This is a genomic window from Pseudarthrobacter sulfonivorans (genome assembly GCF_024391045.1).
In the GTDB taxonomy this organism is placed as follows: domain Bacteria; phylum Actinomycetota; class Actinomycetes; order Actinomycetales; family Micrococcaceae; genus Arthrobacter; species Arthrobacter sulfonivorans_B.
This window is the reverse complement of the sequence record NZ_JANFCZ010000009.1, coordinates 75,058-90,335: the sequence shown is the minus strand read 5'-3', so window position 1 is coordinate 90,335 and position 15,278 is coordinate 75,058. Positions and strand designations below refer to the sequence as shown.

General features: G+C 64.3%; 9 protein-coding genes. All 9 read left to right on the top strand.

The features are described 5' to 3' along the window. The first annotated feature begins 140 nt into the window (after positions 1–140). Positions 141–1,088 (top strand): ABC transporter ATP-binding protein, encoded by a 948-nt coding sequence (locus NQJ30_RS08280; RefSeq protein WP_255769413.1) that lies wholly within the window; start codon positions 141–143, stop codon positions 1,086–1,088. Positions 1,089–1,091: 3 nt separating this feature from the next. Next, the gene (locus NQJ30_RS08275) at positions 1,092–1,994 is read left to right on the top strand and encodes an ABC transporter permease subunit (protein ID WP_255769412.1); all 903 of its coding nucleotides are present in this window, start codon (positions 1,092–1,094) and stop codon (positions 1,992–1,994) included. A 17-nt stretch (positions 1,995–2,011) separates the two neighbouring features. After that, entirely contained in the window at positions 2,012–3,355 is a 1,344-nt protein-coding gene (locus NQJ30_RS08270; RefSeq protein WP_255769411.1) for a sensor histidine kinase, read from the top strand. Beyond that, a complete protein-coding gene (locus tag NQJ30_RS08265) occupies positions 3,352–4,041 on the top strand; it encodes a response regulator (RefSeq protein WP_255769410.1) in 690 nt (229 codons plus the stop codon). Before NQJ30_RS08270 ends, NQJ30_RS08265 begins: the two co-directional genes overlap by 4 nt. A gap of 81 nt (positions 4,042–4,122) precedes the next feature. Further along, positions 4,123–5,028 carry an intradiol ring-cleavage dioxygenase gene (locus NQJ30_RS08260; RefSeq protein WP_255769409.1) on the top strand — a complete coding sequence of 302 codons (906 nt, stop codon included), beginning with the start codon at positions 4,123–4,125 and terminating at the stop codon, positions 5,026–5,028. A 78-nt stretch (positions 5,029–5,106) separates the two neighbouring features. After that, positions 5,107–6,423 carry a M18 family aminopeptidase gene (locus NQJ30_RS08255; RefSeq protein ID WP_255769408.1) on the top strand — a complete coding sequence of 439 codons (1,317 nt, stop codon included), beginning with the start codon at positions 5,107–5,109 and terminating at the stop codon, positions 6,421–6,423. Positions 6,424–6,780: 357 nt separating this feature from the next. Beyond that, positions 6,781–7,917 carry a glycosyltransferase gene (locus NQJ30_RS08250; protein WP_255769407.1) on the top strand — a complete coding sequence of 379 codons (1,137 nt, stop codon included), beginning with the start codon at positions 6,781–6,783 and terminating at the stop codon, positions 7,915–7,917. A gap of 344 nt (positions 7,918–8,261) precedes the next feature. Further along, on the top strand, positions 8,262–13,775 hold the full coding sequence (locus NQJ30_RS08245) for a DUF4082 domain-containing protein (protein WP_255769406.1): 5,514 nt from the start codon (positions 8,262–8,264) through the stop codon (positions 13,773–13,775). A 111-nt stretch (positions 13,776–13,886) separates the two neighbouring features. Next, positions 13,887–15,272: a glycosyl hydrolase gene (locus NQJ30_RS08240; protein WP_255769405.1), complete on the top strand. Its 1,386-nt coding sequence runs from the start codon at positions 13,887–13,889 to the stop codon at positions 15,270–15,272. Positions 15,273–15,278 lie beyond the last annotated feature (6 nt).

Below are 15,278 nucleotides of genomic sequence, written 5' to 3'. Positions count from 1 at the left end.
CTGATCATCCGTCCGGATTACCCTGATTCGACCCTGAATCATCCCTGAGACCGGCGAAACGCGCCGCGGGCGTGGGTAGCGTGGACAGTGCACACCAAACTTCCCGCAGCCGCCAGGCTGCCGTTCTAAGGAACATGCCCATGATTGAGGCACAAGGCCTGACAAAGGTTTACGGCGAGAAGACCGCCGTCGCCGGAGTCAACTTCACTGTGGAGGCCGGCCGGGTCACCGGATTCCTCGGCCCCAACGGCGCCGGCAAGTCCACCACCATGCGCATGATCATGGGCCTGGACCGGCCGACGTCGGGCACGGTCACCGTCAACGGCGCACCGTTCGACCGGCACCACGCGCCCCTGCGCGATGTTGGTGCGCTGCTCGACGCCAAGGCCGTCCACACCAGCCGCTCGGCCTACAACCACCTGCGGGCCATGGCCGCCACGCACAGCATTCCCAAGAAGCGCGTCCACGAAGTCATCGAAATGACAGGCCTGGGCGAAGTGGCCAAGAAGAAGGTGGGCGGCTTTTCGCTCGGCATGGGACAGCGGCTGGGCATTGCCGCTGCGCTGCTCGGCGATCCGCAGACCGTCATCCTGGACGAACCGGTCAACGGCCTGGACCCCGAAGGCGTTGTCTGGGTCCGCAACCTGGTCAAGTACCTGGCGTCCGAGGGACGCACCGTGTTCCTCTCCAGCCACCTCATGAGCGAGATGGCGCTCACCGCGGACCACCTGATCGTGATCGGCCGGGGCAGGATCATCGCCGATGCTCCCATCAAGGACATCATCAACGGCAAGGGCAGCGCACGCACCCAGGTCCGCACCGACCAGCCGGACCAGCTGATGCGGCTGCTGGCCGGTGAGGGAGTCTCCGTGGAGCTGCAGGACAACGAACTGCTCGAGGTCAGCGGCCTTGACCCGCGCCAGATCGCCCGTGCCGCCCTCGACAGCCACACCATGATCTACGAACTCACCCCGCTGCAGGCAAGCCTCGAGGAGGCCTATATGGAGCTGACCAAGGACGAGGTCGAATACCACTCGCTGATCACCGCAGGCGCCACAGAGGCTCCCGCCCAGTCCGGAGGCAACTAAGCCATGAGCTCAACCACCCTCGAACCCACTCCGTCCCGCCGCGGCGCACACGCCGGGGCTGCACCGTCAGGCCCCCTGTCCGGCGATGCCACCAGCAACGGTCCCGGGCCGTCGTTTCTCCGTGTGCTCAACTCGGAGTTCATCAAATTCCGCACCCTCCTTTCCACCCTGATCCTCCTCGCCTGCACCGTCCTCGTCGTGGTGGGCTTCGGCGCGCTTTCCGCCTGGGGCACGGGCCAGTTCGCCGATCAGGCACTGAAGGACCCCGAGGCCGCTGCTTCCTTTGCCGCCCAGGGCGGCAACCTTGCCATTGGCGTGCCCACATCCGGCATTGCCTTCGCACAGCTCATCCTGGGCTCCCTGGGCGTGCTGCTGATGAGCTCGGAGTTCACCACCGGGATGGCCCGTTCAACCTTCGCGGCCGTCCCCCGGCGGACGCCGGCGTTCGTGGCCAAGCTGCTGGTGGTGATGGTGACGGCGTTCGTTGTCACCGCCGTCTCCGTGTTCATCGCCGGCCTCGTGGCGGTGCCCATCCTGGAGAACTACAACCTCAGCCTGGACCTGGCCAGCTCGCAGTCCGTGAAGATGCTGCTCGTGAACAGCATCTACGTGGCGGCCGTCGCCGCCATTGGCATGGCTCTGGGATCCCTGCTGAGGAATTCGGCGGGCGGCATCATGAGCCTGGTGGGCCTGTTCTTCGTGGCTCCCATCGCCTTCCAGCTGATTCCGGGTGACTTCTTCGTACAGGCCCGCAAGTACCTGCCGGGCAACACGGTGGAGCCGATGACGGCCGTAAACCACGTGCCGGACACCCTCGAAGCCTGGCAGGCCGCATTGGTCCTCGGCGCCTGGGTGGTGATCCCGGTGGTGCTCGCCGCCGTCGTCCTCAAGAAACGCGACGTCTGACAGCCTAGGCTCAGAGCATGAACGAAGCGGCACTGGTGAAGGACGCGTCGGCCGGACTGGCCCACGCGTCCTTCGCCGAAATCACGGCCAGGCGCCGCGGCCGGCTTCGGCGGTACCTCTACCAGCATCCGCGCGTCATGGATGCCGTTGTGGTGGCCGCCTACACGGCGCTGGTTGCCCCCACCATGGTGGATGCCGTCCTGAAAGGCTCATGGCTCGCGGCGGCACTCCTCGCTGCCGTGGCCTGTGCACTGTTCCTGCGGCGTTCGTTTCCGGTGGCCTTGGCGGCGTTCGCCGCGGTGATGGAAGTGGCCGTGACCCTGCTCCACCCGTGGGGCTCGAACGTCTCTGCCGGGCTGTGGTTCTCGCTGTACGCCGTGGCCGTGGTGCACACGCGCCGGTTCGCCCTGGTGGCCATGGCCGCGTCCACTGCCCCGTTGGCCCTTTTATATCTGCTGGCCGCCGTGGGTCCCATGGAAAATTCCTTCGTCCATCCCGCGGGCAATCCCGGGGACTTCCACCTCCTGACCAGCATCGCCACCGGTGCAACCATCGCTCTGTCCAACGTCATCGCCACCGGAATCGGCATCTCGGTGCGGCAGCGCCGCGAACACGAGCAGGAGGTCGCCGCATGGGCATCGCGCACGGCCAGCCTCGCCTCCGTCAACGAGCGCAACCGGATCGCCCGGGAAATGCACGACGTCGTGGCCCACTCCCTGACGGTGATGATCAGTCTGTCCGACGGTGCGGCAGTTGTGGCCAGGAAGAACCCTGAACGTGCCGCAGACGTGCTGGGTGAAGTGTCGCGGACCGGCCGGACAGCGCTGGCGGACATGCGCCGCGTCCTGGGCGTGCTCAGGGATCACAGCGGCGCCCTCGCACCGCGGACACCCTTTGACTCCGGCGAAGGCCTCGCCAAACTGCTGGAAGGGTTCCGCACTGCAGGCCTGCCGCTGCACTATTCACACAGCGGACCAGCGCTCCCCCGGGATCCGTCCTTCCAGCTGACCGTCTACCGGATCGTGCAGGAATCGCTGACCAACGTCCTGCGCTACAGCCGCGGCCACAGCCGGGTGGACGTGAGCATTCTCCGCTCCGGCTCCGTGGTCACCATTGAAGTGTTCGACGACGGCAAGGAATACCCCGTCCCGGCATCGGCTGAGTCCGGTGCACCGGGACCGGCGCAGGCGCCGGGCTCGGGCCAGGGCCTCCTGGGGATGGCAGAACGTGCCCGGATCTATGGCGGCACTGTGGCAGCCGGCCCCACGGCCCGCGGCTGGCGGGTGAGGGCGGTCCTCAACTGGCCCGAGGACAAACTTCCCGGCCCTGACCCCGTTCCCCAACTGCAAGGCAAAGCATGACGCAAACACCACCGATCACCGTCCTGCTGGTGGATGACCAGCCACTGCTGAGGATGGGTTTCCGCCTGATCCTGGAAGGTGAGGACGACCTCAGAATCGTGGGCGAAGCGTCCGACGGCGCCGAAGCGGTGAGGCAGGTCCGGGAGCTGACGCCCGACGTCGTGCTCATGGACGTCCGGATGCCCGTGCTGGACGGCATCGAGGCAACCCGGGCCATCACGGCTGCGGGGTCCGCGGCGCGGGTCATCATCCTCACCACCTTCGACGTGGATGAATACGCGTTCGCCGGACTCCAGGCGGGGGCGTCGGCGTTCCTGCTCAAGGACGTGGCGCCGGCGGAACTCATCCAGGCCGTCCGGGTGGTGGCCAGCGGCGATGCCGTGGTGGCGCCCCGTGTCACCCAGCGGCTGCTGGAAACTTACGTCCGCGGCGAGGCCCGGCCGGCCGCCTCGACCCAGCGCGATCCGCTGCTGGAGGACCTGACACCGCGCGAAACCGAGATGCTCGAAGCCATGGCCGAGGGCCTGTCCAACGCCGAGATCGCGCACCGGTACTTCCTGTCCGAGGCCACCGTCAAGACCCACGTCCGCCGGATCCTCACCAAACTCCACCTGCGCGACCGAGTCCAGGCAGTTGTTTATGCCTACGAAACCGGTCTGGTGGTCCCCAGCAATCCCGACTACTGACGCCGGAGCGGACGACCGACACACAGCTTCGGCACAGCGTCACCCTATGCAGGCGACAGGGGCGGCGCGTTGGATGGAGGCATGAGCAATCACGTTCCCCATCCCAACCACGACCGCGGCCTCGAATTCGATCTCTCAACCCTCATGAGCCGCCGTTCCCTCGGTATGTTCTTCGGTGCCGGCGGCGCGGCAGCGGCGCTGGCAGCGTGCACCCCCGGCGGATCCGGCGCCGGCGGATCGGGCACCACAGCCGGCGCGTCGACGTCGGCCGCCACCGAAAGTGCCGCGTCCGGCGCTGCGGCGAGCACGACGGCGTCACCCACCGCCTCCCCGACGCTCACCAGGGCGATTGCCGAGTGCGGCGTGCTGATTCCGAAAGAGACCGCAGGCCCGTTCCCCGGTGACGGCTCCAACGGCCCCAACGTCCTGGCGGCGTCGGGAGTGGTGCGGCAGGACATCACGGCCAGCTTCGGATCCGGCAGCGCCACGGCAGCGGGGGTGCCGCTCAGCTTCACGCTCACCCTCATGGACAACGCCAACGGCTGCGTTCCGCTCGCGGGGGCGGCGGTCTACGCCTGGCACTGCGACCGGGATGGCAAGTATTCCCTGTACGATTCGGGCCTGGCCAACGAGAACTACCTCCGCGGCGTCCAGGAGGCAGACGCGAACGGCCAGGTCACCTTCAACTCCATCTTCCCCGGCGCCTACTCCGGCCGGTGGCCGCACATCCACTTCGAAGTGTTCGAATCCATGAGCAACGCCACCTCTGCCGGGCAGGTGCTGGCCGTCTCCCAGATCGCGCTTACCAAGGCTGCCTGCGACGACGTGTATGCCACGCCGGGATACGAGGCGAGCGTGGCGAACATGAAGCGGACCACCTTGCAGAATGACAATGTCTTCCGGGACGACGGAGGCATCTACCAGCTGGCCACCATGACCGGCTCGGCCGCCACGGGCTATACGGCGGCCCTGAACGTCACGTTGTAGGGCACGGGCCCGGGCGGGCGCCGCTTTCGCGTGCCGGCCGCGGGGACCGGTCGCCGGCACGGCGTTAGACTCGGAACCATGCCTTCACCTTCCGCCGCCGCAGACCACATCCGCGACCTGGGCGCCTACGTCAGCGCATCGCCGTCGAGCTTCCACGCCGTCCACGAGGCCGCACGCAGGCTGGACGAGGCGGGATTCACCGGCCTGGACGAGCGCGAGCCCTGGTCCGGCGGCGCGGGTTCCTTCTACATGGTCCGCGACGGCGCGCTGATTGCGTGGGTGGTGCCCGAGGGCGCCGGACCCACCACCGGATTCAACATCCTGGGCGCGCACACGGATTCGCCCTCCTTCAAGCTGAAGCCCAAGCCCACCACGGGCGCATTCGGTTGGCTGCAGGCCGGCGTGGAAGTGTACGGCGGGCCGCTCCTGAACTCATGGCTGGACCGTGAACTGCAGCTGGCGGGCCGGCTGGTTATGCTGGACGGCACCCAGCATCTCACGGCAACCGGCCCTCTTTTACGATTTCCGCAGCTTGCCATCCACCTGGACCGCGCCGTGAACGACGGCCTGACGCTGGACAAGCAGCGGCACATGAACCCCGTGTGGGGACTAGGAAGTCCAGCCGATTTTGACCTGCTCGGTGTCCTGGCGTCCCATGTGCCGGGCGTTTCGGTTGATGCCGCCCGGATCGGCGGGTACGACGTCGTCATAGCGGACACGCAGGCACCTGCGGTATTCGGGGCCAACAGTGAGTTCTTCGCGTCCGGGCGGCTGGACAACCTGTCGGCGACGCACGCGGGGCTGGTGGCGCTGATCGCGCACGCGGCTGCGGGGGCGGGGGCGGATGCTGGCGCGGGTGCACCGATCGCCGTCCTGGCGGCCTTCGACCACGAGGAAATCGGCTCCAACTCCCGCTCCGGGGCGTGCGGACCCGTCCTCGAAGACGTGCTGGTGCGGATCTCCGACGGCCTCGGCGCCACGGTGAGCCAGCGGCGGCAGGCGTTGTCGGCGTCGTTCTGTGTGTCAGCGGACGCAGGCCACGCCGTGCACCCCAACTATCCCGAACGTCACGATCCCGCCAACCACCCGGTCCTCAACGGCGGCCCGCTGCTGAAGATCAACGCCAACCAGCGCTACGCCACCGACGCCGCCGGCGCGGCGTTGTGGGCGCGGCTCTGCGGTGAAGCGAAGGTGCCGTACCAGGAATTCGTGTCCAACAACGTGATGCCCTGCGGCTCCACCATCGGGCCACTGACCGCAACTCGCCTCGGAATCCGAACTGTCGACGTCGGCGTGCCCCTGCTCTCGATGCACTCCGCCCGAGAGCTCTGCGGTGTTGACGACCCGCGCCGGCTGGCGGCGGTCACGGAGCTGTTCTTCCGGACGGCGGCGTAGCGCTTCGCTCTTCCTGAAGCCGCACCACAAAGCTGGTGCGGATAGCCACATAGATACCCTCGTCGCCTAGTGGCGTGGTTGGCCCGCGCCTACGGTTGACCCAACGGATGCCCCGTGGGCATGCGGTCCGTGGTTCCGGGCCGCATGAAGTCTTGACACCCGCAGGACACCGGTAACAACTAACTGAACGCGACAGTCAGGTGCCGGGAAGCCGGTGCCGCTGGCAAGGCAGGGGAGTGCAGACCCCGGATCTTGCCGCTGCGTGGTTGTGCCGCGACTGATGGAGCCGAAGATGAAGTCTGCACGTGGATTATTCCATACCGATTTTCTTTCCGCCCGCGTTGGGACCGGAAGATCATGACGGCCACACTGGGTGGTCTGATGGAAGCGGGCAGCCGTGTCCTGTGGGTATCGTCATGTGGCGGACATCTGGCCGAACTAAAAAAGATCGCCGACCTGTATCCGGATCTGGATCCGGGGTCACTGTGGGTCACCTTTGACACACCCCAGGCCCGGTCCATGCTCGCAGGAAGAAATGTGAACTTCATTCCCGCTGTTGGTACGCGGGACGCGCTGGGTACGCTGCGTGCCCTTGTGACTGCCTACAAGATTCTTCGAAGCGGGTCCTACCGGTACGTGGTGAGCACCGGTGCCGCTGTTGCCGTGTCCTTTTTGCCGCTCGCTTCCGCTATGGGCGCCAAATCACTCTATGTGGAGAGCTTGGCGAGAACCCATGCGGCTTCCACCACCGGTCGTCTCCTGTCCTTGTTCCCTGCAGTCCAGACCTACACCCAATATGAACGCTGGGCCAATGACCGATGGAAATACGCCGGCTCTGTTTTGGATAACTGGGAAGTCCGGCCCCGGGACGGCAACGAGCCGGTCAGTAAGGTGCTCGTGAGCCTCGGAACCATTCAGCCGTACCGTTTTGACCGTGCCGTTGATGCCGTGAAGGCGATGCTGCCTCAAGCCTGTTCGGTGACGTGGCAATTGGGTGCAACTGCCCGCGATGACCTACCGGGGGTGGCACACAGTGAACTGCCGTGGGTTGAAATGGGTCAACTCATACGGGAGGCCGATGCATTTGTGTGCCACGCGGGCGTGGGTTCTGTCCTGCAGGCACTGGACAACGGTTCCGTGCCTGTCCTGGCCGTGCGGTCGTCGCGCCACGGTGAGCATGTGGATGATCACCAAGAGTCCTTTGCCCAGGAAATCCTTAGCAGGGGCCTGGGCAGGGTCCTGGAGTTGCCTGGCGGTGGCGGCGGTGTGCTTGAGGAAGTGGCTAGCCTGGCTCCGGTCAAACCGGCTGACCTCACACCCGCCGTCGTGCTTCCCCCTTTGCCGATTCTGCTGCGTGGCCGGCTGCGGAGCTTCCGCTCGCGGGGCCCGGGACAGTCTCAGCGGGTGGCCCCCCTGGTACCCCCGCGTCATTCGGTGCCGGTGGACTCCTCAGCGGCTGGCAGGTCGACGCTTGTGTCCGGGGACGAGTCGTAACGTTGGCCAGTCGGACACGGCAAGTACACCAGGGGCGGTGCTGCCTGGAACCGAATTTTCTGCACCACAATGCTGGTGCGGGTAGCCACAATGTCGGCGGGAACGCCTAGTGGATGCCGTCGGCTCACCCTACGGTGGACACGACGGATGCCCCCGGGGCATGCGGCCCGTGGTTCCGGGCCGGATGGCGGAAAGACCCAGCGTCTCGAAACCTGCAGGACACCGACGACAAAAGACTGAACGCGACAGCAGGTTCCGGGAATCCGGTGCCGTTGGCAAGGACAGGGGAGCGCAGACCCCGGTTCCGGCCGCTGCGTGGCTGTGACCGGAGTATGGAGCCGAAAATGAAGTCTGCACCTGGATGGTTCTCCCGGCGGATCCTCAAACAGGGAGTCCCCGCGCTGATCCTCGCGTTAATTGCCTCCACGCTTTCGGTCTCGGCCGACCCGTCCGTGCTTTCTCCCGCCCGCGCCGCCGGCCCATGTGATGCTCCCATGACCAGCAGGGTGGCCTGCGAGAATACCCTACCCGGAAGCCCTCCGTCCGAGTGGCAGGTTGCCGGTGCCGGAAACAGCACCATCCAAGGCTATGCCACATCAATGAGCGTCAATGTCGGCCAGGCCGTAGCGTTCAAGGTCAAGACCACGGCTTCGGCATACCGGATAGATATTTACCGACTTGGCTACTATCAGGGCCTCGGAGCGCGCAAGATTGCTGCCAACATTCTTCCCTCCGTACCGCTGCCACAGTCCCAGCCGAACTGTGCCACGTTCTCTGACACCGGCCTGATTGATTGCGGAAACTGGGCCGTTTCAGCGTCCTGGACGGTGCCCGCGGCCGCAGTGTCAGGGGTTTACCTCGCCCGGCTCGTCCGCACGGACAACAGCGCGGCGAGTGTTATTCCGTTCGTCGTCCGGGACGACGCCGCACACTCCGCAGTGTTGTTCCAGACCTCTGACACCACGTGGCAGGCTTACAACACGTACGGCGGCAACAGCCTGTACAGCTGCACCGTGGCATGCCCGCCGGGGAACCCGCAGGCTTACAAGTCAGCCTTTAAAGTGTCATACAACCGGCCGTTCAACTCGGCGCTGGACGATCAGGGCCGGAGCTGGCTGATGTACGCCGAATACCCCATGATCCGCTTCATGGAGGCGAACGGGTACGACATCAGCTACATGAGCGGGCTGGATGTCTCCACCAAGGCGTCGCTGCTGCTGAACCATAAGGCATTTCTTTCTGTAGGCCACGATGAGTATTGGTCTGCAGACCAGCGCGCCAACGTTGAGGCCGCCCGGGATGCCGGCGTGCATTTGGCCTTCTTCAGTGGCAACGAAATGTTTTGGAAGACGCGGTGGGAGCCCAGCTCTGATGGCACCAACACGCCAGGCCGGACGCTGGTTTCGTACAAGGACACACACTTCGATGGCCCCACCGATCCCCTGACCTGGACCGGAACCTGGCGCGATCCGCGATATGGCACCGCCACAGGCGGCGGAAATCCTGAAAACTCGGTGACTGGCCAGCTGTTCCTGGTGAACTCGGGAACGACCGACATCGTGGTGCCCTCCACTTTCAAGCAACTCCGGCTGTGGCGCGGAACTTCCATTCCCTCCATGGCAAACGGTGCGTCCGTTACCTTGGGGGCCGGCCTGGGGACCCTGGGCTACGAGTGGGACATTGATGCCGACAATGGCTTCCGCCCGGCAGGCACGTTTCGCCTTTCCCAGACGAACAGCACATCCGCCGAGATCTTTACGGACTACGGGTCACACACCACGGGCAGCCAGGCGGCAACCCATAACCTGACCATGTACAAAGCGGGCAGCGGGGCACTGGTGTTCGGCGCCGGCACGGTTCAGTGGTCATGGGGGCTGGACGCCTATACCACCGGTAAAAACGTGGACCGCAATATGCAGCAGGCAACGGTCAATCTTTTTGCCGACATGGGTTTCCAGCCGGCTACCATCATGACCGGCCTCACAACAGCACAGCAATCGGCCGACGTGACGGCTCCGACGTCCGCCATCACCTCGCCGGCATCCGGGGCAACGGTCACCGACGGGACGCTCGTGACGGTATCCGGGACGGCCACCGACATAGGCGGGACCGTCGCCGGGGTGGAGGTATCGACGGACGGCGGAGCAACGTGGCGCCGCGCCAATGGAACCACCAGCTGGACGTACACATGGAACGCCCACGGCAGCCCTTCTTCAGTCCTCAGGTCCAGGGCGGTGGACGACAGCGGCAACCTCGAAGCCGGGTCCTCCAATGTGATGGTGAATATTCCCTGCCCGTGTTCCCTGGTGGGCCGGAACACCACTCCCACTCTTGTGGACGAGGGCGACCCCGGCTCTATTGAAGTAGGGGCGAAGTTCTACTCCGAAGTGTCCGGAACCATTGACGCGATACGGTTTTACAAATCTGCAAAGAACACCGGAACCCACGTTGGCAACATCTGGAGTGAATCCGGGCAGCGCCTCGCAAGTGTCACCTTCGCCGGGGAAACGGCAACGGGCTGGCAAACCGCAACTTTGACACCCCCGCTAACCGTCACGGCGAACACGCGATACGTGGTGTCCTACTTTGCACCGGCAGGACATTATTCACAGGACGTTGGCTACTTCTATAACAACCCATCGCCGTCTGGGGGACGAAACCTGGTTGACAGCGCTCCGCTGCATTTCACACGGAGTCTTCCTGGTTCCCCCAACGGCTTCTACCGATACTCATCATCGTCCAGTTTTCCCGATCAGCTCTACGACGCGGAATACTACTGGGTAGATGTAGCGTTCACGGCCTCAGGGACCGTGGCTCCCGCCGTGTCATCCGTGTCCCCGGCGAATAATGCCGCCGGTGTGGCCGTGGAAGCCAAGCCCTCGGTGACATTCAACCAGGCCATTACTGGTTCATCGGTCGCCTTTACTCTAAAGACCGCCGCCGGTGCCTCCGTGGCAGGGTCACTGACATATGACGCGGCCACCAACACGTCGACTTTCACACCAGCGACTCCTCTGGCATACGGAACGGTCTTCACGGCTGCAGCCAGCGGCGCCACTAACTCGGCAGGTCAAGTGATGGCGGCGCCATATTCGTGGACGTTCACAACAGCATCGGCACCGGCTGGTCCTGCGGTGTTCTCCGTTACGCCTGTCGCCAATTCCAGCGGCGCCGCGGTCGCTGTGAAACCGACAGTCACGTTCAACCAGGCGGTGGTCGGGTCTTCGGTTGCCTTCGGGCTGAAGGACGCGTCCGGAGCCACTGTGAACGGTTCGGCAACCTATGACACGTCGTCCAACACGTCCACATTCACGCCGGCCGCGGCACTGGCCTATGGTTCCACTTACACGGCCACAGTCAGCGGTGCCACCAACGCGTCCGGGCAGTCAATGCAGGCACCGTACTCCTGGACGTTCGCGACCGCCGCTGCACCGGCGGCCTGCCCCTGCACCGTGTTCAGCCCAACGTCAGTTCCGGCCGTGCCGGCCGACAGCGATTCCAATTCTGTCGAGCTGGGCATGAAGTTCCGGGCCGACGTTGCAGGCACCGTCACTGGAGTCCGTTTCTATAAGGGATCGTCCAACACAGGTACACATACGGGGCATCTTTGGTCCAGCACCGGGTCGCTGCTTGCCTCGGTGACCTTTGCCGGCGAAACTGCCTCTGGCTGGCAGCAGGCAGACTTCTCGACTCCCGTGAGTATTGCCGCTAACACGACATACACGGTGTCTTATCAGGCACCAAACGGCCACTACGCGGCGAATAGCGGGTTCTTCGGTAACTCTGCAGACATGGCTCCCCTGCACGGCCTGGCCTCCGGCATTGACGGGCCGAACGGCGTCTTCCGCTACGGGGCATCGGGCTTCCCCACGGACAGCTACAACAACACCAATTACTGGGTGGACGTCGTGTTTAGTACCACGCCGCCCAGCACACCGCCTGCCGTGGCGTCCACCGCACCGGCAGGTAATGCCACCGGCGTCCCCGTGGACGTGGCGCCCGCCGCGTCTTTCAACCAGCCAGTGGCAGCATCCTCCGTCGTTTTCACCCTGAAGGATGCGGCCAACGCAACCGTGCCGGGAACCACCAACTATGCCCCCGCCGCGAACACTGCCACATTCATGCCGTCCGCCGCCCTGAGCTACAACACCACGTATACGGCGACGGTCAGCGGAGCAACGAACACAGGTGGGCAGGCGATGGCAGCACCGTACATCTGGGCATTCACCACCACAGCGGCGGCCATACTCCCGGCTGTCTCGTCGGCGACTCCCGCTAACAATGAGACTGGCGTGGCGCCCACAGCTGCGCCCACGGCAACGTTCAACCAGGCCGTCACGGCTTCTTCGGTCACTTTCAGCGTAAGGGATGCCGCCAACGTTGAAGTTCCGGGCACGGTCGCTTACGACGCCGCAACACTTACGGCAACCTTTACGCCGAATGCCGCACTCGCGTTCAGCACCGTCCACACTGCCACGGTCAGCGGTGCCAAGAACTCGTCCGGTCAAACAATGGCAGCACCCTACTCGTGGACGTTCACGACGGCGGCCGCGCCCGGCGCGTGTCCATGCACGGTATTCAGTCCGGACGCGGTCCCCGCAACGGTTTCCAACGATGACGCCAATGCTGTGGAGCTTGGCATGAAGTTCCGCTCGGACACGGCAGGCACCGTCAGCGGTGTCCGCTTCTACAAGGGCAGCTCCAACACGGGCGCCCACACGGGACACCTGTGGTCAGCCACCGGCGCACTGCTGGCCTCCGTTACCTTCGCGGGAGAAACCGCTTCCGGCTGGCAGCAGGCTCTCTTCTCATCGCCAATCCCTATTGCCGCAAACACGACATACGTTGTCTCCTACTTCGCGCCGGACGGTTTCTATTCCTCAAGCAGCGGGTACTTCTCTTCGTCGGCAGACCGTGGACCACTACATGGCCTGGCGTCCGGGACCGACGGCCCGAACGGTGTGTTCCGATACGGTGCCAGCGCCTTCCCCACGGACAGCTGGAATAGTTCCAACTACTGGGTGGACGTGGTCTTCAACGCCAGCACGGCAGGAGCTGCCCCGGCCGTGACCGCCGTTTTCCCGGCCAACAACGCAACGGCTGTCTCCGAATCGGTCAAACCTACGGCAACCTTCAACCAGTCCGTCAGGGCAGTTTCAATAGCATTCAGTCTCAAAGATGCCGCAGGAACGCCAATAACCGGTTCGGCGTCATACGACGCGGCGACCAATACATCAACGTTCCTGCCGGCCTCAGCCCTTGCGTTCAGCACCACGTACACAGCAGTCGTAAGCGGCGCCACGAACGCGGACGGGGCCGCAATGAGCGCTCCATTCACGTGGACTTTCACCACGAAGGCCCCCCCTTCAGCCTGTCCGTGCAGCGTCTTCAGCCCAGCAAGTGTCCCCTCCGCGGTGAACACGAACGACAGGAAGGCGATCGAAGTGGGGATGAAGTTCCGCTCCGACGTTGCCGGCACAGTGACCGGTGTCCGGTTCTTCAAGGGCAGTTCGAACGTTGGTACCCATACCGGACACTTGTGGTCCTCAACCGGGACGCTTTTGGCCAGCGTGACATTCACGGGCGAGACGGGATCCGGCTGGCAGCAAGCCATGTTCTCCACACCAGTAGCCATCGCCGCTGGCACCACGTACATCGTGTCCTACTACGCGCCGATCGGGTATTACTCGTCAACCCGGGACTACTTCGGCAGCTCAGCCGACAATGCGCCGCTGCACGGCCTCGCCAGCGGTGTGGACGGAGCCAACGGCGTCTACCGTTACGGTTCATCAGGCTTCCCAACGGACAGCTTTAGAAGCACCAACTACTGGGTAGACGTTGTCTTCAACCGTTCGTAGGCAACGGGGAGCGGGGGCGAGGTGATGAGGCTGGCCAGAAAGTCCCTCGCCGCAGCGACGGCGTGCATTCTTGCTCTTTGCACGGCATGTTCCGATGCCAGTGATCCAGTCGTGCGTGCAACGGTGCGGGAGTCCACGTCCGGACCCTCGCAGCACGCCTCCGCTGCCCTCGGCCCGGCAGCGTCAGATTCCTGGCCAAACCACCAGCAGGTCATGACCGGGCTTGGGGTCAATGCCAACGTTCACAGCTGGCACGATGGGGAACTCAAACCGGCCATCGACCGGATTGCGGAGTTGGGCGATGTGACCTGGCGCGTCATCATCGACAGAGCCGACTGGGAAGTTGAGGAGAACCCTGACAATCCCCAGGTAATCGATTGGGGCAGATACACCTCCATCTACGAAACCGGAAAGATGGCGGACCTCTGGGACACCATCGGCTACATCAATTCCAAACCAGGCCAAGAGGTCATGGTCAACGTCATGGGCGGGGTGCCCCCATGGATGGGTGGCACGCAGATCGAAGAAAACAAGGAGGACCAATGGGTGCGGATGATCGCATCCATGGTGGCCTACGGCCGGTCTGTCCGTGGGGTCGACTTCACCCTTTTGGGGCCCTTGAACGAGTCCGACTGGAACGGCATCGAGGGTCCCCAAGTGGGGCCGGAGCAGTACACGAGGCTTCTTCGAAAACTAATCCTGCGCCTGGACGAATTGGGACTTTCCGACATGCGCCTCGTTGGACCGGATACGGCATCCGCGTCCAGGGCTGTGCAGGACTACCTTCCTGAGCTTGAGAAGGACGCGTTGGTCATGTCTCGGCTGGCACACTTCGCAATCCACAGCTATGACGGCGGGGCAGCGGGGACGGCAGACGCTATCCGGCAGACGGGGAGCCAACCGGGTCCGGCTGAAGAACCCGACTTCTGGGTGACGGAATACGCCGGGCCGTGCCCCGGCTGCGACTCAGGTGCCCCCAATCCCACCGACTGGTCCTCCGCGGCCTCATCAGCGGCGCAGGCGCTCAGCCTCATCGAACAGGGTGCCTCCGGGCTACAACAATACGATGCTTGGGACGGATACTACGAGCACCACGAAAGCATGGGCTTCTGGGGCCTGCTGGCCTACGACGAGGCGACGGGAAAGTATGCCCCGCGCAAGACCTACTTCGTCCTCCGCCAACTCATCCAGTACATCCCGAGGAACGCCGTCCGGATTAGCGCCGCAACGAATCATCCGGATTGCCGCATTGCTGCCTTTTACGACAAGTCATCGGGCCGCATCACATTATTTGGCTACAACAGTTCAGACCAGATGGCAGAGGTAACCTTCACCCTCCCTGGATTACCACAAACGGTCCAGCTCTCAACGTACGAAACGGACCGCAACCGCAATATGGAGGCCGGTCAGGCAACTGCCTTGATAAACGCGGAAACAACCTACAAAGCCGCTCCAAATGCCGTTTTCACGATGACCGGCATCATGTCGAAAGGTTAGGTGCCA

What these genes read in the sequence shown, in the direction of transcription:
- NQJ30_RS08280 (WP_255769413.1), top strand. Translation starts at nt 141, where the DNA reads ATGATTGAGGCACAAGGCCTGACAAAGGTTTACGGCGAGAAGACCGCC.
- NQJ30_RS08275 (WP_255769412.1), top strand. Translation starts at nt 1,092, where the DNA reads ATGAGCTCAACCACCCTCGAACCCACTCCGTCCCGCCGCGGCGCACAC.
- NQJ30_RS08270 (WP_255769411.1), top strand. Translation starts at nt 2,012, where the DNA reads ATGAACGAAGCGGCACTGGTGAAGGACGCGTCGGCCGGACTGGCCCAC.
- NQJ30_RS08265 (WP_255769410.1), top strand. Translation starts at nt 3,352, where the DNA reads ATGACGCAAACACCACCGATCACCGTCCTGCTGGTGGATGACCAGCCA.
- NQJ30_RS08260 (WP_255769409.1), top strand. Translation starts at nt 4,123, where the DNA reads ATGAGCAATCACGTTCCCCATCCCAACCACGACCGCGGCCTCGAATTC.
- NQJ30_RS08255 (WP_255769408.1), top strand. Translation starts at nt 5,107, where the DNA reads ATGCCTTCACCTTCCGCCGCCGCAGACCACATCCGCGACCTGGGCGCC.
- NQJ30_RS08250 (WP_255769407.1), top strand. Translation starts at nt 6,781, where the DNA reads ATGACGGCCACACTGGGTGGTCTGATGGAAGCGGGCAGCCGTGTCCTG.
- NQJ30_RS08245 (WP_255769406.1), top strand. Translation starts at nt 8,262, where the DNA reads ATGAAGTCTGCACCTGGATGGTTCTCCCGGCGGATCCTCAAACAGGGA.